This window comes from Pseudomonas sp. TE31087 (assembly GCF_057284075.1).
Genome location: NZ_JBXVNN010000001.1, coordinates 5,431,206 through 5,449,013, shown reverse-complemented (window position 1 = coordinate 5,449,013; position 17,808 = coordinate 5,431,206). Strand labels below are relative to the sequence as shown.

The window sequence follows — 17,808 nt, the reverse complement described above, 5'->3', positions numbered from 1 at the left end:
CTCAGTTCACCCACACCCGCGCATTGCGGAACATGCGCATCAGCGCCGCGTCTTCCTGCCACTCATCCGGGCGCCAGGAGTTCTGCACCGCGCGGAACATACGCTCCGGGTGCGGCATCATGATGGTCACGCGGCCGTCGCGGCTGGTCAGGCCAGTGATGCCACGCGGCGAGCCGTTCGGGTTGGCCGGGTAGGCTTCGGTGACCTTGCCGTGGTTGTCGACGTAGCGCAGGGCCACGCAACCGGACAGGTCGGCTTCCAGCAGTGCTTCCTCGCTGGCGAACTCGGCATGGCCTTCGCCGTGGGCGATGGCGATCGGCATGCGCGAACCGGCCATGCCCTGGAGGAAGATCGAGTTGGATTTCTGCACCTCGACCATGGCCACGCGGGCCTCGAACTGCTCCGAGCGGTTGCGCACAAAGTGCGGCCAGTACTCGGTGCCCGGGATCAGCTCGTGCAGGTTGGACATCATCTGGCAACCGTTGCACACGCCCAGGGCGAAGCTGTCGGTACGCTCGAAGAAGGCCTGGAAGGCATCGCGGGCACGGGCGTTGAACAGCGCCGACTTGGCCCAGCCTTCACCGGCACCCAGCACGTCGCCGTAGGAGAAGCCGCCGCAGGCCACCAGGCCCTTGAACGCTTCAAAGTCGACACGGCCGGCGAGGATGTCGCTCATGTGCACGTCGATGGCAGCAAAGCCTGCGCGGTCGAAGGCCGCAGCCATCTCGACCTGGCCGTTGACGCCCTGCTCGCGCAGGATCGCCACTTGCGGGCGCACGCCCTTCTTGATGTACGGCGCGGCGATGTCGTCGTTGACGTCGTAGCCCAGCTTGACCGACAGGCCCGGGTTGTCTTCTTCGAGCAGGGCGTTGAATTCCTGGTCGGCGCAATCGGCATTGTCGCGCAGGCGCTGGACCTGGTAGCTGGTCTCGGCCCACTGGCGCTGCAGCAGGCGACGGTCGCCGTTGAACAGTTCTTCGCCTTCGAAGTTGATCAGGACTTCACCGTTGTTGATCGGCTGGCCGATCACGGCGACGCAATCCTCGCCCAGGCCAGCGGCGCTGAACTGCGCCAGCACATCCGGCGTGGCGTCCTGACGGACCTGGATCACCGCGCCCAGCTCTTCGTTGAAGAGGATGGCCGCGACTTTCTCGCGCTTGCTGGTCAGGTTGCCCAGTTCAAGCTCCAGGCCACAATGGCCGGCGAAGGCCATTTCCAGCACGGTGGTCAGCAGGCCGCCGTCGGAACGGTCGTGGTAGGCCAGCAGGTGGCCGTCTTCGTTCAGGCCCTGGACCACGGCGAAGAACGCCTTGAGGTCTTCGGCGTCATCGACGTCCGGCGCCTGGGCGGCCAACTTGCCGTGGGTCTGCGCCAGGATCGAGGCGCCCATGCGGTTCTTGCCACGGCCCAGGTCGATCAGGATCAGGTCGGTTTCGCCCTTGTCCATGCGCAGTTGCGGGGTCAGGGTCTTGCGGATGTCGGTGACCGGGGCGAAGCCGGTGATGATCAGCGACATTGGCGAGGTGACGCTCTTCTGCTCGCCCGCTTCGCTCCACTGGGTCTTCATCGACATCGAGTCTTTGCCGACCGGGATGGTGATGCCCAGCTCCGGGCACAGCTCCATGCCGACGGCCTTGACGGTGTCGTACAGGCGGGCGTCTTCGCCCGGGTGACCGGCGGCGGACATCCAGTTGGCCGACAGTTTGATGTCGGACAGCTTCTCGATGCGCGAGGCCGCCAGGTTGGTCAGGGTCTCGCCGATCGCCATGCGCCCGGACGCCGGGGCGTCGAGCAGGGCCAGCGGCGTGCGTTCGCCCATGGCCATGGCTTCACCGGTGTAGACGTCGAAGCTGGTGGCGGTGACGGCGCAGTCGGCCACCGGTACCTGCCACGGGCCGACCATCTGGTCGCGGGCCACGAGGCCGGTGATGGTACGGTCGCCGATGGTGATCAGGAAACTCTTGCTGGCCACGGCCGGGTGACGCAGGACGCGCTCGACCGAGTCCTTGAGCTCCAGGCTGCTCGGGTCGAACTCATCGCCCAGCTCCGCTTCGCGGGTGACCGAGCGGTGCATGCGCGGCGGCTTGCCCAGCAGCACGTCCAGCGGCATGTCCACCGGGGTGTTGGCGAAGTGGCTGTCGGTGACGGTCAGGTGTGGCTCTTCGGTGGCCTCACCGACCACGGCGAACGGGCAGCGCTCGCGCTCGCAGATGGCCTGGAAGCGTTCGAAGTCCTCGGCGCTGACCGCCAGCACGTAGCGCTCCTGCGATTCGTTGGACCAGATCTCGTGCGGGGCCATGCCCGGCTCGTCGTTGGGCACGTTGCGCAGTTCGAAGCGGCCACCACGGCCACCGTCGTTGACCAGTTCCGGGAAGGCGTTGGAAATACCACCGGCGCCGACGTCGTGGATGAAGGCAATCGGGTTCTTGTCGCCCAGCTGCCAACAGCGGTCAATGACCTCCTGGCAACGGCGCTCCATTTCCGGGTTCTCGCGCTGCACCGAAGCGAAGTCCAGGTCGGCGGAGCTGGCACCGGTGGCCACCGACGAAGCGGCGCCGCCACCCAGGCCGATCAGCATGGCCGGGCCGCCGAGCACGATCAGCTTGGCGCCGACGGTGATCTCGCCCTTCTGCACGTGGTCTTCACGGATGTTGCCCATGCCGCCGGCGAGCATGATCGGCTTGTGGTAGCCACGGACTTCTTCACCGTGCGGGGTGTTGATGCCCTGCTCGAAGGTGCGGAAGTAGCCGGTCAGCGCCGGGCGGCCGAATTCGTTGTTGAACGCGGCGCCGCCCAGTGGGCCTTCGATCATGATGTCGAGGGCGTCGACGATACGCTCAGGCTTGCCGTAAGGCTTCTCCCATGGCTGCTCGAAGCCCGGGATACGCAGGTTGGACACGGTGAAGCCAGTCAGGCCAGCCTTGGGCTTGGCGCCACGGCCGGTGGCGCCTTCGTCGCGGATTTCGCCGCCGGAGCCGGTGGAGGCGCCGGAGAACGGGGCGATGGCGGTCGGGTGGTTGTGCGTCTCGACCTTCATCAGGATATGCACCGGTTCCTGCACCGCGCCGTACTGGCGGGTCTCAGGGTTCGGGAAAAAGCGGCCGGCGACGCTGCCGACGATCACCGAGGCGTTGTCCTTGTAAGCAGACAGCACGCCTTCGCTGTGCATCTGGTAGGTGTTCTTGATCATGCCGAACAGGCTTTTTTCCTGCTCCTCGCCATCGATATCCCAACTGGCGTTGAAGATCTTGTGGCGGCAGTGCTCGGAGTTGGCCTGGGCGAACATCATCAGTTCGATGTCGTTGGGGTTGCGCTTGAGCCCCTGGAAGGCGTTGACCAGGTAGTCGATCTCGTCTTCGGCCAGGGCCAGGCCCAGGTCGATGTTGGCCTGCGCCAGGGCGGCGCGGCCACCGGCGAGGATGTCCACCGAGGTCATCGGCTTGGGCTGGGCGTGGCTGAACAGGTCGGACGCCTGCTCCAGCTGGGCCAGCACGCGCTGGGTCATGCGGTCATGCAGTTCGGCGGCGATGGTTTGAGCATCGGCGTCGCTGAGGTTACCGGAGACGTAGTAGGCGATACCGCGCTCCAGGCGCTGGATCGACTGCAGGCCGCAGTTGTGGGCGATGTCGCTGGCCTTGGATGCCCAAGGCGAGATGGTGCCCAGACGCGGCACGACCAGGAACAGGCGGCCCGCAGGCTCCTGAACCGGCACGCTCGGGCCGTACTTGAGCAGACGGCCCAGCACCTGCTGCTGGTCGGCGGTCAGCTCGCCGTCGACGTCGGCGAAGTGGGCGAATTCGGCATACAAACCAGTAACAGCGGGGACTTTCTGGCTCAGTTGCTCGAGTAATTTACCGTGGCGAAAGGCAGAAAGGGCAGGAGCGCCGCGCAGGATCAACATCGTCGGGACAGCCTCAGGAAGGGGTGTGCTTAGAGGCCGTGCATTCTAGCCTAATTCGCAGGCTTTCGGCACCCGCTCAAAGCCAATGCTGCCGGGCGGTGGAACCGGACCCAGGGGTCAAAAAAACCACCGGCTTCGCGCGATCCCTGTAGGAGCGGCCTTGTGCCGCGATGGGCTGCGCAGCAGCCCCAAATTCACTGCTGTGCTGGGAAAACCCTTGGGGGCCGCTGACGCAGCCATCGCGGCACAAGGCCGCTCCTACAAAGGAATCGAGCCGCTTCTGCACAAAACCCGCTAGCAGACCTGCCAACCATTGTCGAGATATGGCGCCGCCGGTCCTTTGCGTATACTGCACCCTATGTTCGCCCACACTGCTTTGCGCCAGCGATGCGCCAAATGGCTCCTCGCAACCGGACTCTTCCTGATGCTCGGTGCCTGCGTTGAAAAACCCAGCACCCTCGAACGCGTCAAGGAGGATGGCGTATTGCGCGTGATTACCCGTAACAGCCCGGCCACCTATTTCCAGGACCGCAACGGCGAAACCGGTTTCGAATACGAACTGGTCAAGCGTTTCGCCGACGACCTGGGCGTGAAGCTGGAGATCGAGACCGCCGACAACCTCGACGAGCTGTTCGACCAGTTGGGCAAGCCGTCCGGCCCGGTACTGGCCGCCGCCGGCCTGGTCAGCAGCGAGCGCCGCGCCGCCCAGGCGAAGTTCTCCCACCCCTACCTGGAAGTGACCCCGCAGGTCATCTATCGCAATGGCCGCTCGCGGCCGACCAGCGCCAAAGGGCTGGTCGGCAAGAAGATCATGGTGCTCAAGGGCAGCAGCCACGCCGACCAGCTCGCCGAGCTGAAAAAGCAGAACCCGGGGCTGGAGTACGAGGAGTCCGACGCCGTCGAGGTGGTCGACCTGCTGCGCATGGTCGACGAGGGCCAGATCGACCTGACCCTGGTCGATTCCAACGAGCTGGCCATGAACCAGGTGTACTTCCCCAATGTGCGCGTGGCCTTCGACCTGGGCGACACCCGCGACCAGCGCTGGGCGGTGGCTGCCGGCGAAGACAACAGCCTGCTCAACGAGATCAACGAGTTTCTCGACAAGTCGCAGAAGAACGGCACCCTGCAGCGCCTGAAGGACCGTTACTACGGCCACGTCGATGTCCTCGGCTACGTCGGCGCCTACACCTTCGCCCAGCACCTGCAGCAGCGCCTGCCCAAGTACGAGAAGCACTTCAAGACCAGCTCCAAGGTCGAGCAGGTCGACTGGCGCCTGCTCGCCGCGATCGGCTACCAGGAATCGATGTGGCAGCCCGAGGTCACCTCCAAGACCGGCGTGCGCGGCCTGATGATGCTGACCCAGCGCACCGCCCAGGCCATGGGCGTGTCCAACCGCCTGGACCCCAGACAGAGCATCCAGGGCGGCGCCAAGTACTTCATGCTGGTCAAGGACCAGCTCGACGACAGCATCAAGGAGCCGGACCGCACCTGGTTCGCCCTGGCCGCCTACAACGTCGGCAGCGGCCACCTGGAAGACGCCCGCACCCTGGCCAGGCGCGAAGGCCTGAACCCGAACAAGTGGCTGGACGTGAAGAAGATGCTGCCGCGCCTATCGCAGAAGCAGTGGTACAGCAAGACCAAGTACGGCTACGCCCGCGGCGGCGAGCCGGTGCACTTCGTGGCCAACATCCGTCGCTACTACGACATCCTCACCTGGGTCACGCAGCCGCAGCTCGAAGGCCAGGTGGCCGAGGGCAACCTGCATGTGCCGGCGGTGAACAAGGACAAGCCGGCGGAGCAGCCGGCGCCGATGTGATGCCATCGCGGGGCAAGCCCGCTCCCACGATATCCGTGGGAGCGGGCTTGCCCCGCGATCGATCATTGACCTTTCGCCCGCCGCGCCTTGAAGAACTCACTCAAGATCGTTCCGCACTCCTCTGCCAGCACCCCACCCTCGAACATCACCCGATGGTTGAGAAACCCCTGACTGAAGAACTGCCCCTGGCTCTGCACGATCCCCGCCTTGGGCTCCAGCGCCCCGTAAACCACCCGCGCCACCCGCGAATGGACGATCAGCCCCGCGCACATGCTGCATGGCTCCAGGGTCACGTACAGGGTGCTGCCCGGCAGCCGGTAGTTGCTGGCCGACTTGGCCGCGGCGCGAATCGCCACCATTTCGGCGTGGGCGCTGGGGTCGCTGTCGATGATCGGCCGGTTGAAGCCCTGGCCGATCACCTGGCCATGCTGCACCAGCACTGCCCCCACCGGCACCTCGCCCAGGGCCGCGCCCTGGGCCGCCAGATCGAGGGCCAGGCGCATGAACTCCTGGTCGCGGCTGCGATCGATGATCTGCGGTCGCATCAGACCACCGCGATCGCGGCCATCAGGCCGGTTTCCATGTGGTCGATGACGTGGCAGTGGAACATCCAGGTGCCCGGGTTATCCGCCACCAGCGCCACCTGCGCCCGCTCGTTCTTGCCCAGCAGGTAAGTGTCGGTGAACCACGGCTCGACGATCTTGCGCCGATTGGAGGCGATTACCTTGAAACTCATGCCATGCAGGTGGATCGGGTGCTGGTACTGGGTCATGTTCTTCAGCTCGAGGATGTAGCTCTTGCCTTTCTGCAGTGTGGCGATCGGCCGGTCGGCGCAGGTCTTGTCGGTGATGTCCCAGGCCTGGCCGTTGATCTGCCACAGGCTCGGCGGTTTGCCGTTCTCGGTGTTCACCGAGACCTTGCCGACCCATTCGAAATTGAAGTTGAGCTTCTCGGCGTTCTTCAGGTCCGGCTCGGCAACCGGGTTGGGCGGCAGGGCCTTGGGCCAGTCGCCGGGCGCCTCGCTGCTGGCCACCGAGCGCAGGGTGCCCAGGCGCACGAATCCATCTCGCAGGGAAACCTCCTCGCCCGCCTCGGGAATGCGGATCGCCAGGCAAATGCGCATGCCCGGCCCGAGCCAATACTCGTCGTCCAGTGGCCGCGGGGTCACCGGGTTGCCATCGAGGGCATAGATCATCGCCTCGCAGTTGCCCTTGAGGTTCAAGCGGTAGGTCCAGGTGTTGTCCAGGTTCAGCAGGCGCACCCGCACCACCTGCCCGGCCGGCAGCTCCGTAACCGACTCGGCCTGGCCGTTGATGGTGATCAGGCGCCCGGCGGTGCCATTGCGGGCCGCCTCGCGGGGGATGCTGAACGGCAGCCAGGCGCCCTGCTCGTCCACGTGCCAGTTCTTCAGGCTCAGGGTGCGTTCATGCTGGAAGCCCGTGGGCTCGCGTTCCTCGACGATCAGCGGCCCGACCAGGCCGCGGCCCAGCTCCTCGGAGCTGCTGACATGCGGGTGATACCAGTAGCTGCCGGCATCCGGCACCTTGAACTTGTAGTCGAAGTATTCGCCCGGCTTGACCGGCAACTGCGAGACATACGGCACACCGTCCATCTCCAGCGGCAGGCGGATGCCGTGCCAGTGGATGGTGGTCTCGACCGGCAGACGGTTGATGAAGCGCACCCGCAGCCAGGTGCCCTGGCGCACCCGCAGCTCGGTACCCGGCGCCGACGGGCCGAAGGCCCAGGCCTCGGTCTTGAAGCCCGGCACCAGCTCGACGTCCAGGGGCGCGGCGATCAGCTCGTAGTCGTGCCCGGCATTGTCGTCCTCGACCTTGCCCAGCCAGTAGCGTGCCGCGCCTCCGGCGCCCAGGCCTACCACCACCAGGCCGGTCAGGCCCTTGAGCATTTGTCGACGGGTAAAGGACATCGGTGCGGGTACCTCGTGTTTTGCGCAATCAGTCTGCCAGCAATGGCCGGCGATGAAGGGCGAATACGATACACCTGCAAGTGAGAAAGATTAAGTGAAGTGTTGTACCACCGCGCGAAGAGGCCGGCACAGGAAACAGAAACAACAAGGGCGCCTTGCGGCGCCCTTGTGGCTCAACTCATTCCCACTCGATAGTGGCCGGCGGCTTGCTCGACACGTCGTAGGTGACGCGGGAGATACCGTCGATTTCGTTGATGATACGGCCGCTGACGGTTTCCAGCAGCTCGTACGGCAGGTGCGCCCAGCGCGCGGTCATGAAGTCCACGGTCTCGACGGCACGCAGGGCCACGACCCAGGCGTAGCGACGGCCGTCGCCGACGACGCCGACCGACTTGACCGGCTGGAACACCACGAACGCCTGGCTGGTCTTGTGGTACCAGTCGGCTTTGCGCAGTTCTTCGATGAAGATGTGGTCGGCGCGACGCAGGATGTCGGCGTATTCCTTCTTCACTTCACCGAGGATGCGCACGCCCAGGCCCGGGCCCGGGAACGGGTGGCGGTAGACCATGTCGTACGGCAGGCCCAGCTCCAGGCCGATCTTGCGCACTTCGTCCTTGAACAGCTCGCGCAGCGGCTCGACCAGCTTGAGGTTCATCTCCTCCGGCAGGCCACCGACGTTGTGGTGCGACTTGATCACGTGGGCCTTGCCGCTCTTGGCGCCGGCCGACTCGATCACGTCGGGGTAGATGGTGCCCTGGGCGAGGAACTGGATGTTCTCCAGCTTGCTGGCCTCGGCATCGAACACGTCGATGAAGGTGCGGCCGATGATCTTGCGCTTCTTCTCAGGGTCCGCTTCGCCTTCCAGGTTGTCGAGGAACTGCTTCTCGGCATCGGCGCGGATCACCTTGACGCCCATGTTCTCCTTGAACATGGCCATCACCTGGTCGCCTTCGTGCAGGCGCAGCAGGCCGTTGTCGACGAACACGCAGGTCAGCTGGTCGCCGATGGCGCGGTGCAGCAGCGCGGCAACCACGGACGAGTCGACGCCGCCGGACAGGCCCAGCAGGACGTTGGCCGAACCGACCTGTGCGCGCACCTGGGCGATGGCGTCCTCGACGATGTTCGAGGCGGTCCACAGGGCTTCACAGCCGCAGATGTCCTGGACGAAGCGCGACAGGATGCGACCGCCTTGCTTGGTGTGGGTCACTTCCGGGTGGAACTGCACGCCGTAGTAGCCCAGGGCGTCGTCGTACATGCCGGCGATCGGGCAGCTCGGGGTGCTGGCCAGTACGCTGAAGTTGCCCGGCATCTGGGTGACCTTGTCGCCGTGGCTCATCCACACGTCCAGGCCCAGTACGCCGTCGTCATCGACATGGTCTTCGATGCCGTCGAGCAGGCGGCTCTTGCCGACCACGTCGACACGGGCGTAGCCGAACTCGCGCAGGTCGGAACCTTCGACCTTGCCGCCCATCTGCTCGGCCATGGTCTGCATGCCGTAGCAGATGCCCAGTACCGGGACCTTCAGGTCGAACACGGCCTGCGGGGCACGCGGGCTGTTGGCTTCGTGGACCGACTCGGGGCCACCGGCCAGGATGATGCCGCGCGGGTTGAATTCGCGGATCGCTTCATCGTCCATGTCGAACGGGTGCAGTTCGCAGTACACGCCGATCTCGCGCACGCGGCGGGCGATCAGCTGGGTGTACTGGGAACCGAAATCGAGGATCAGGATGCGGTGAGCGTGAATGTCGAGGGCCATGACTCAATCTCGTCAGTGGAAATCGGAAACGACACGGGGCTGTCATGACAGCCCCGCTTGCTATTGCTGGAAGCCTCAGCCTACGCGGTAGTTAGGGGCTTCTTTGGTGATCTGCACGTCATGCACATGGGACTCGGCCATGCCGGCACCGGTGATGCGCACGAACTCCGGCTTGGTACGCATCTCTTCGATGGTCGCGCTGCCGGTGTAGCCCATGGACGAACGCAGGCCGCCCATCAGCTGGTGGATGATCGCGGCCAGGGCGCCCTTGTATGGCACACGGCCTTCGATGCCTTCCGGTACCAGCTTCTCGGCACCGGCCGAGGAGTCCTGGAAGTAACGGTCGGAGGAGCCTTGCGCCTGTGCCATGGCACCCAGCGAGCCCATGCCGCGGTAGGCCTTGTAGGAACGGCCCTGGAACAGTTCGACTTCACCCGGTGCTTCTTCGGTACCGGCGAACATCGAGCCCATCATCACGCACGAGGCGCCAGCGACGATGGCCTTGGACAGGTCACCCGAGAAACGGATGCCGCCGTCGGCGATCAGTGGCACGCCAGTGCCTTCCAGTGCGGCGGCGACGTTGGCGATGGCGCTGATCTGCGGCACGCCGACACCGGCGACGATACGGGTGGTGCAGATCGAGCCTGGGCCGATACCGACCTTGACCGCGTCGGCGCCGGCTTCAGCCAGGGCCTTGGCGGCGGCGCCGGTGGCGATGTTGCCACCGATGACCTGCACTTGCGGGTAGGTTTCCTTGACCCAGCGAACGCGGTCGATCACGCCCTTGGAGTGACCGTGGGCGGTGTCCACCACCACCACGTCAACGCCGGCGGCCACCAAGGCGGCAACGCGCTCGCCGGTGTCCTTGCCGGTGCCGACTGCGGCGCCGACGCGCAGGCGGCCCTGGTCGTCCTTGCTGGCCAGCGGGTAGGCCTTGGCCTTCTCGATGTCCTTGACGGTCATCATGCCCTTGAGGGCGAACTTGTCGTCGACGATCAGGACTTTTTCCAGGCGGTGCTTGTGCAGCAGCTCGCGGACTTCGTTCTTGTCGGCGCCTTCGCGGACGGTGACCAGACGCTCTTTGGGGGTCATCACGTCGCGGACCTTGGCGTCCAGGCGGGTTTCGAAGCGCACGTCACGGGAGGTGACGATGCCGACCAGGTCGCCGTTCGCCAGTACCGGAACGCCGGAGATGTTGTTCAGGCGGGTCAGGTCGAACAGGTCGCGCACGGTAGCGTCGGCGTCGATGGTGATCGGGTCCTTGACCACGCCGGCCTCGAACTTCTTGACCTTGCGTACTTCGCCGGCCTGCTGCTCGATGGTCATGTTCTTGTGGATGATGCCGATGCCGCCTTCCTGGGCCATGGCGATGGCCAGGCGCGCTTCGGTCACGGTATCCATGGCGGCGGAGACCAGGGGAATGTTCAGCTCGATGCCACGAGTCAAACGGGTCTTGAGACTGACTTCATTGGGCAGTACCTCGGAGTAGCCAGGTACAAGGAGGATATCGTCGAAGGTCAGGGCTTCTTGGCTGATACGCAGCATCGCGGGGGCTCCCGGAAGGGGAAAAATGGAAGCGCGCCATTATACCCATCCATGGCGCGCCGCTCAATGCAAAATAAGGGCCTTCGGTCAGCCTTGCGGCAGTTTTACCTGCACCACCGCCACCGGCTGGTCCAGCCAGTCGGCGAAGCTGTCGAGGAAGGCCTGGGTGAACCCGGCCTCGCCCCAGTTGTTGAAGATGAACCCCAGGTTGGAAAAGGCACACGGCTGCAGGTAGAGAAATCCATTGATGTCATCCTCGAATCCGCACAGCGGGCAGGTGAAGTTGTCGCTCACCCCCGGCATCCATTCCTCCAGGCTCTCGAACAGCGGCTCGCCCACCTCCCGCCGGCATTCCGGGCAGCCGGCCTCCCCGAGAAATCCGTCGGTAGGGGTATAGATGCAGCGCTTGAGCATCACCTCAAGGCCATTGACCTGTGCGCCGAACGGCAGCTTCTCGGGGTGCAGGGCCACCTTGCGCGCCCCTTCGGCCAGGGCATGGCCCATGCGATTGCCGGTGCGACCGCAGGTGCTCAATTGCTCCTCGACGATCTTCTCGCGCACCAGCCAGCGCAGGATGGCGCGGGCACGGGCTTCGTGAACCGGCACGGTGGACAGCTTGGGGACGATGATGCTCTGGGTGTTCATGCTTGGGGCGGGCCTACGAACTGCGGTAATCATTCGATTCTACCGTCTGCTCAGGCGCTCAGGTAGCGACCGATCAATGCCAGGCCGCTGGCCAGCACCAGCCAGGTGACCAGCCGCACGAAGGCCTCGCGGGACAGCTTCAGGGTCAGCCGTCGGCCCAACCAGGTACCGACGAACATCACCGGCAGCAGGCAGGCGGCCAGCAGCAACAGGTCGGTGTCGGCATACACCCCGGCGATCAGGAACAACGACAGGCGCACCACCGTGCTGCAACTGATCAGCGCGACCTGGGTCGCCCGCACCTGCTCCTTGGCCTCCAGCCGTGCGCTGAGGTAGATCGCGTACAAAAAACCACCACTGCCGAACAGGGCGCCGAACAACCCGCCCACCGTGCCCATGGGCACCGCCCAGGCGCCCGACAAGCTCGTCGGCCGCACCTTCACCGCCAGGCCATAGACCGCGTAGGCAGTGACGAACAGCCCCATCAGCAACAGCAGCACATCCGACTTCAGGCGCAGCAGGAACACGACGCCCAGGGTGCAGCCCACGGCCATGAACGGCAGCAGCCGCAGTAACTCGCCGCGCACCACGTCACGCCGCGACGGCAGCAGGTTGCCGAAGGCGGCGACGAAGTCCAGCAACACCAGCAACGGAATGATCCGCGACAACGGCATGAAGTGGATCAGCACGGGGCCGGCGACCAGCGCGGTGCCGAAGCCGGCGATGCCGAAGACGATATAGGCCACCCCCACACCCAGCAGGATGGGTAGCCAGTCGAGCGTGGAAAACGACAATTGAGCGAACATCGCGACAGTTCCTCGGGAGACCACTGAAGGTTAGCCAGCGACAAGCCATGCCGACTAATATGCCTTTACGCCATGAGCCATCTGGAAAAGGCATGACATGACTTCGATCCGTCAGCTGCGCTATTTCGTCGAAATTGCCGAGGCCGGCAGCTTCAGTGCCGCCGCCGAGCGGCTGTACATCGCCCAGTCGGCCCTCAGCCGACAGATCAAGGAGCTGGAGCTGCACCTGGGGTCCGCACTGTTCGAGCGCACCGCTCGCCAGCCACGGCTGACCGCCGCCGGGCTGGCCTTCCTCGACCGCGCCCGGCGCCTGCTGGCCGACCTGGACAAGGCCGAACGCCTGGCCCGCGAGGTCGGCCAGGGCCTGCGCGGCAGCCTGCGGCTGAACCACTCCAGTACCGTGCCATTGACTGGGCAACTGCTGCAGCGCCTCGGCACCTACCTCGAGGACAACCCCGGCGTCTCCCTGGAGATCGCCCAGCAATCGTCGGAGGCGCAACTGGAGGACATCGCCGAGGGCCGCCTGGAAATCGGCCTGCTGCGCCTGCCAGTGCTGCGCCAGCATGAGGGCGTGGAGCTGCATGCGTTGTTCGACGAGCCCCTGCTGCTGGCGGTGGCGGCGAACCACCCACTGGCCACGGCGGGCAGTGTTCGGCTGGGGCAACTGCGCGAGGAGCGCTTCATTTCCATTCCCCATCGCCAGCGCGGCGGGTTGAGCTACCTGTCGGCGTCGCTGTGCATGAACGAGGGATTCTATCCCCAGGCGGCGCAGGTGGTGTCGCGCAAGACCACGCAACTGCAGTTGATCCAGGCCGGGTTCGGGGTGGCATTGCTGCCGGCGAGCATGCGCGAGATCGCCCCGCCATTGGTGCGTTTCGTGCCGTTGGTCGAGGCGTGCCAAAGTACCGTGGCGCTGGCTTGCCGGCGGGATGCCGGGGAGTTGGTGCGTCAGTTCGTGGCGATCATGCAAGGCTGAAGGCCTCTATCGCGGGGCAAGCCCGCTCCCACGCCCTAGGTCGTATGTGCGTGGGAGCGGGCTTGCCCCGCGATAGAGGCCGGCACAGACAACCAGGCCTTCGCTCCTTTATGATGCCCGGCATGATCAGAGACCCCTTCGAACGACTCGGCCTGGACCGCGAGGTCCTCACCGTCAGCCAGCTCAACGGCCGCGCCCGCGTGCTGCTCGAGGACGTGTTCCGCAGCGTCTGGGTGGAAGGCGAGATTTCCAACCTCGCCCGCCCGGCCTCCGGCCACATGTACTTCACACTCAAGGACAGCGGCGCGCAGATCCGCTGCGCGCTGTTCCGGCAGAACGCCGCCCGTGTGCGCCAGGCCCTGCGTGACGGCCTGGCGGTAAAGGTGCGCGGCAAGGTTTCGCTGTTCGAGGGCCGCGGCGACTACCAGCTGATCCTCGACACCGTCGAACCGGCCGGTGACGGCGCCCTGCGCCTGGCCTTCGAGGCACTGAAGGAAAAGCTCGGCGCCGAGGGGCTGTTCAGTACCGAACGCAAGCAGCTGCTGCCGGCCCACCCGCAGCGCATCGGCATCGTCACCTCGCCCACCGGCGCGGTGATCCGCGACATCATCAGCGTGTTCCGCCGCCGCGCGCCGCAGGTCGAACTCAATCTGATCCCTACCGCCGTGCAAGGCCGCGAGGCCATCGCACAGATCGTCCGTGCCTTGCAGATGGCCGACCGGCAGGGCTTCGACGCGCTGATCCTGGCCCGTGGCGGCGGCTCGCTGGAAGACCTCTGGTGCTTCAACGAAGAGGCCGTGGCCCGTGCCGTGGCCGCCTGCGTGACGCCGATCGTCAGCGCCGTGGGCCATGAAACCGACGTGTCGATCAGCGACTTCGTCGCCGATGTGCGCGCCCCCACGCCTTCGGCCGCCGCCGAGCTGCTCGCCCCCGACAGCAGCGGCCTGCAACAACGCCTGGACAGCCTGCAGCGGCGCCTGTTGCTGCGCATGCAGAGCCGCCTGGCCCATGACCGCCTGCGCGTGGAGGGCCTGGCCCGGCGTCTGCGCCACCCGGGCGAGCGCCTGCGCCAGCAGGCCCAGCGCCTGGATGACCTGGACATGCGCCTGCGCCGCGCCTTCGCGCTGACCATGAGCCAACGCCACGAACGCCTCGGCCGCCTGGACATGCGCCTGGCCGCGCAACACCCGGGACGCAACCTGAAACTGCTCAAGCAACGCCTGGACAGCCTGGCCGAACGCCTGCCACGGGCCATGCGCGAGGTGATCAAGGACCGGCGACAGCGCTTCCAGGCGCAGTTGCAGACGCTGCAGGTGGTCAGCCCATTGGCCACCCTCGCCCGCGGTTACAGCATCCTCCTCGACGAGCGCGGCCAGGCCATCCGCAGCGCCGCGCAGACCCACAACGGCCAGCGCCTGACCGCCCGTCTCAACGAAGGCGAGCTCAAGGTGCGGGTCGAGGACAACCACCAGACTCCGGTCACCCTCTCCCTACTGGACTGACACATGCCCCGCCTGTTCGCGCCCCTGCTCGCTTTTGCCCTGCTGCTGCCACTTACCGCGGCCCAGGCCAGCTACATCACCCGCACCCTCGACAAGCCGGTGCCCGGCGGCGTGGCAGTGATCGACCTGGGCCCCTCCACCAGCGCCCCCACGGCCCGCTTCGACGGCAAGCCGGTGCTGGTGGTGAAGGAGCAGGACAACTGGCTGGCCATCGTCGGCATCCCACTCACCCAGAAGCCCGGCAGCGCCGTGCTCAGCCAGGGTGGGCGCGACATCCGCTTCAGCGTGGGCAGCAAGAAATACCCCGAACAGCACATCACCCTGAAGAACAAGCGCCAGGTCAACCCCGAGCCCGAGGACCTCAAGCGCATCGACCGCGAGCTGGCCGAGCAGATCAAGGCCTACCGCAGTTTCAGCCCGACCCTGCCGAGCAACCTGATCCTCGACAAGCCGGTCAACGGCCCGCTGTCGAGCAAGTTCGGCGTGCGCCGCTTCTTCAACGGCGAGGAGCGCAACCCCCATGCCGGCCTGGATTTCGCCGTGCCCGCCGGCACGCCGATCAAGACCCCGGCCAATGGCAAGGTGATCCTGGTGGGCGACTACTTCTTCAATGGCCGCACGGTGTTCGTCGACCATGGCCAGGGCTTCATCAGCATGTTCTGCCACATGTCGAAGATCGACGTGAAGCCGGGGCAGGTGCTGCGCCGTGGCGAGGTGGTCGGCCGCGTGGGCTCCACCGGCCGGGCGACCGGGCCGCACATGCACTGGAACGTCAGCCTCAACGATGCGCGGGTGGATCCGGCAATCTTCATCGGCGCGTTCCAGCCCTGAGTCCTGTGCCATCTGGGCCGGCCTCTTCGCGGGTAAACCCGCTCCCACAGGAATGGCGCCGTACCTGTGGGAGCGGGTTTACCCGCGAAGGGGCCGGCACGGCCAACATCAATCACTTTGTGTTGCGCCATCGAAAAATACTGCGCAACATTAAAGAAACCGAACAAAAATATCAGCCATAAAATCTCGAGAAATCGCATTTTTTAAGCATTTCTCTCAATTTCCTCGCAGTGCTTGCCATCCCCCAACCCACTGGTTAGGGTTGAGCCTATGAACATCTTCAGCACCCTGCTCCGACAACATCGCAGCCTCTGCCTGGTCAGCGCCCGACTACCAGGGTGAATCGCGTCGCCTCGCCTTTTTCTCTCGTTTTCGTTTGGCAGGCCCGATCACGGCCGCACATAAAAGGATTGCTTTCATGACCATGCTCAAAGACCCATCGAAGAAGTACCGCGCGTTCCCGACCATCGACCTGCCCAACCGTACCTGGCCGTCGAAGACCATCACCCAGGCGCCGATCTGGTGCAGTTCCGACCTGCGTGATGGCAACCAGTCGCTGATCGAGCCGATGGACTCGGAGAAGAAGCTGCGGTTCTGGAAGACCCTGGTGCAGGTGGGCGTGAAGGAAATCGAAGCGTCGTTCCCGTCGGCCTCGCAGACCGACTTCGACTTTGTGCGCACCCTGATCGAAGACGGCCACATCCCGGACGACACCACCATCCAGGTGCTGACCCAGGCCCGTGAAGACCTGATCGCCCGTACCTTCGAGTCCCTGCGTGGGGCCAAGAAGGCCATCGTGCACCTGTACAACGCCACCTGCCCGTCGTTCCGCCGCATCGTCTTCAACCAGGACAAGCAGGGCGTGAAGGACATCGCGGTCAACGCCGCCAAGCTGTTCGTCAAGTACGCCGCGCAGCAGCCGAATACCCAGTGGACCTTCCAGTACTCGCCGGAAACCTTCAGCGCCACCGAACTGGAGTTCGCCAAGGAAGTGTGCGATGCGGTGATCGAGGTGTGGAACCCGACCCCCGAGCACAAGATCATCCTCAACCTGCCGGCCACCGTCGAAGTCGCCACGCCGAACGTCTACGCCGACCAGATCGAATGGTTCTGCCGCAACATCAACCGTCGCGACAGCGTGATCATCAGCCTGCACACCCACAACGACCGTGGCACTGGCATCGCCGCCACCGAGTTGGGCCTGATGGCCGGCGCCGACCGTGCCGAAGGCTGCCTGTTCGGCAACGGCGAGCGCACCGGCAACGTCGACCTGGTGACCCTGGCGCTGAACCTCTACACCCAGGGCATCGACCCGCAGCTGGACTTCTCCGACATCGACGGCGTGCGCAAGGTCGTCGAGGAGTGCAACCAGCTGCCGGTGCACCCGCGTCACCCGTACGTCGGCGACCTGGTCCACACCGCCTTCTCCGGCTCGCACCAGGACGCCATCCGCAAGGGCTTCGCCAAGCAGCAGGACAGCGAATTGTGGGAGGTACCGTACCTGCCGATCGACCCGGCCGACATCGGCCGCAGCTACGAGGCGGTGATCCGCGTCAACAGCCAGTCGGGCAAGGGCGGCATCACCTACCTGCTCGAGCAGGAGTACGGCATCAGCTTGCCGCGCCGCATGCAGATCGAGTTCAGCCAGGTGGTACAGGGCGAGACCGACCGTCTCGGCCTGGAAATGACCGCCGAGCAGATCTACAAGCTGCTGCAGAAGGAATACCTCCAGGCCAATGCACCGTATGCGCTGGTCAGCCACCGCCTGCAGGAAGAGAACGGCAGCAGCCACGTGCAGGTGGAAGTTTCCGGTGAAGGCGAGACCACCCTGCACTGGCACGGCAAGGGCAACGGCGCCCTGGAAGCGCTGGTGGCCGGCTTGCCGGTCAGCGTGGAGATCATGGACTACAACGAGCACGCCATCGGTGCCGGCACCAACGCCAAGGCGGCGGCCTACATCGAACTGCGCGTGGCCGGTGGGCGTCCGGTGCACGGCGTGGGCATCGACGAGAACATCACCACCGCCAGCTTCAAGGCGCTGTTCAGCGCGCTGAACCGCTCGCTGAGCCAGCAGCAGGCGAAGGCGGCGTAAGCCATCGCCGA

The 17,808-nt window shown here is 65.4% G+C and carries 12 protein-coding genes; 5 read left to right on the top strand and 7 right to left on the bottom strand.

Annotated features, from left to right (window positions below):
• Position 1 precedes the first annotated feature (1 nt).
• Complete coding sequence (gene purL, locus ACZ899_RS24635) at positions 2–3,901, bottom strand: phosphoribosylformylglycinamidine synthase (protein ID WP_234561690.1); 3,900 nt, start codon at positions 3,899–3,901, stop codon at positions 2–4.
• Positions 3,902–4,259: 358 nt separating this feature from the next.
• Between purL and mltF the strand changes: the two genes are divergently transcribed.
• A complete protein-coding gene (mltF, locus tag ACZ899_RS24630; protein ID WP_234561691.1) occupies positions 4,260–5,717 on the top strand; it encodes a membrane-bound lytic murein transglycosylase MltF in 1,458 nt (485 codons plus the stop codon).
• Between the two features lie 62 nt (positions 5,718–5,779).
• On the opposite strand, the gene tadA is transcribed toward mltF, so the two are convergent.
• The 6 genes from tadA to ACZ899_RS24600 all read right to left on the bottom strand — a co-directional run bounded on the left by tadA (position 5,780) and on the right by ACZ899_RS24600 (position 12,396).
• Positions 5,780–6,262: a tRNA adenosine(34) deaminase TadA gene (gene tadA, locus ACZ899_RS24625; RefSeq protein ID WP_234561692.1), complete on the bottom strand. Its 483-nt coding sequence runs from the start codon at positions 6,260–6,262 to the stop codon at positions 5,780–5,782.
• Positions 6,262–7,644, bottom strand: a complete 1,383-nt coding sequence (locus tag ACZ899_RS24620; RefSeq protein ID WP_234561693.1) for a multicopper oxidase family protein — start codon at positions 7,642–7,644, stop codon at positions 6,262–6,264. The genes tadA and ACZ899_RS24620 overlap by 1 nt, the downstream gene beginning before the upstream one ends.
• Before the next feature lie 178 nt (positions 7,645–7,822).
• Entirely contained in the window at positions 7,823–9,400 is a 1,578-nt protein-coding gene (gene guaA, locus ACZ899_RS24615; protein WP_011535447.1) for a glutamine-hydrolyzing GMP synthase, read from the bottom strand.
• 75 nt (positions 9,401–9,475) lie between these two features.
• The gene (guaB, locus tag ACZ899_RS24610) at positions 9,476–10,945 is read right to left on the bottom strand and encodes an IMP dehydrogenase (RefSeq protein WP_050704157.1); all 1,470 of its coding nucleotides are present in this window, start codon (positions 10,943–10,945) and stop codon (positions 9,476–9,478) included.
• 87 nt (positions 10,946–11,032) lie between these two features.
• Positions 11,033–11,590, bottom strand: coding sequence for a sugar ABC transporter ATPase (locus tag ACZ899_RS24605; RefSeq protein ID WP_234561694.1), 558 nt, complete (start codon positions 11,588–11,590; stop codon positions 11,033–11,035).
• A 50-nt stretch (positions 11,591–11,640) separates the two neighbouring features.
• A complete protein-coding gene (locus ACZ899_RS24600; RefSeq protein WP_234561695.1) occupies positions 11,641–12,396 on the bottom strand; it encodes a sulfite exporter TauE/SafE family protein in 756 nt (251 codons plus the stop codon).
• Positions 12,397–12,493: 97 nt separating this feature from the next.
• Here ACZ899_RS24600 and ACZ899_RS24595 point away from each other — a divergent pair, with 97 nt between their 5' ends.
• The 4 genes from ACZ899_RS24595 (at position 12,494) to leuA (ending at position 17,797) form a co-directional block, all read left to right on the top strand.
• Positions 12,494–13,372 carry a LysR family transcriptional regulator gene (locus tag ACZ899_RS24595; RefSeq protein ID WP_234561696.1) on the top strand — a complete coding sequence of 293 codons (879 nt, stop codon included), beginning with the start codon at positions 12,494–12,496 and terminating at the stop codon, positions 13,370–13,372.
• Positions 13,373–13,494: 122 nt separating this feature from the next.
• Complete coding sequence (gene xseA / locus ACZ899_RS24590) at positions 13,495–14,874, top strand: exodeoxyribonuclease VII large subunit (RefSeq protein WP_234561697.1); 1,380 nt, start codon at positions 13,495–13,497, stop codon at positions 14,872–14,874.
• Positions 14,875–14,877: 3 nt separating this feature from the next.
• The gene (locus ACZ899_RS24585; protein ID WP_234561698.1) at positions 14,878–15,705 is read left to right on the top strand and encodes a M23 family metallopeptidase; all 828 of its coding nucleotides are present in this window, start codon (positions 14,878–14,880) and stop codon (positions 15,703–15,705) included.
• Positions 15,706–16,123: 418 nt separating this feature from the next.
• Positions 16,124–17,797 (top strand): 2-isopropylmalate synthase, encoded by a 1,674-nt coding sequence (gene leuA / locus ACZ899_RS24580; protein ID WP_234561699.1) that lies wholly within the window; start codon positions 16,124–16,126, stop codon positions 17,795–17,797.
• Positions 17,798–17,808 lie beyond the last annotated feature (11 nt).

Coding starts and splice junctions, on each gene's coding strand:
- ACZ899_RS24605 (WP_234561694.1), bottom strand. CDS start 11,590: ATGAACACCCAGAGCATCATCGTCCCCAAGCTGTCCACCGTGCCGGTT.
- guaA (WP_011535447.1), bottom strand. CDS start 9,400: ATGGCCCTCGACATTCACGCTCACCGCATCCTGATCCTCGATTTCGGT.
- ACZ899_RS24620 (WP_234561693.1), bottom strand. CDS start 7,644: ATGTCCTTTACCCGTCGACAAATGCTCAAGGGCCTGACCGGCCTGGTG.
- ACZ899_RS24600 (WP_234561695.1), bottom strand. CDS start 12,396: ATGTTCGCTCAATTGTCGTTTTCCACGCTCGACTGGCTACCCATCCTG.
- guaB (WP_050704157.1), bottom strand. CDS start 10,945: ATGCTGCGTATCAGCCAAGAAGCCCTGACCTTCGACGATATCCTCCTT.
- leuA (WP_234561699.1), top strand. CDS start 16,124: ATGACCATGCTCAAAGACCCATCGAAGAAGTACCGCGCGTTCCCGACC.
- mltF (WP_234561691.1), top strand. CDS start 4,260: ATGTTCGCCCACACTGCTTTGCGCCAGCGATGCGCCAAATGGCTCCTC.
- tadA (WP_234561692.1), bottom strand. CDS start 6,262: ATGCGACCGCAGATCATCGATCGCAGCCGCGACCAGGAGTTCATGCGC.
- ACZ899_RS24595 (WP_234561696.1), top strand. CDS start 12,494: ATGACTTCGATCCGTCAGCTGCGCTATTTCGTCGAAATTGCCGAGGCC.
- purL (WP_234561690.1), bottom strand. CDS start 3,901: ATGTTGATCCTGCGCGGCGCTCCTGCCCTTTCTGCCTTTCGCCACGGT.
- xseA (WP_234561697.1), top strand. CDS start 13,495: ATGATCAGAGACCCCTTCGAACGACTCGGCCTGGACCGCGAGGTCCTC.
- ACZ899_RS24585 (WP_234561698.1), top strand. CDS start 14,878: ATGCCCCGCCTGTTCGCGCCCCTGCTCGCTTTTGCCCTGCTGCTGCCA.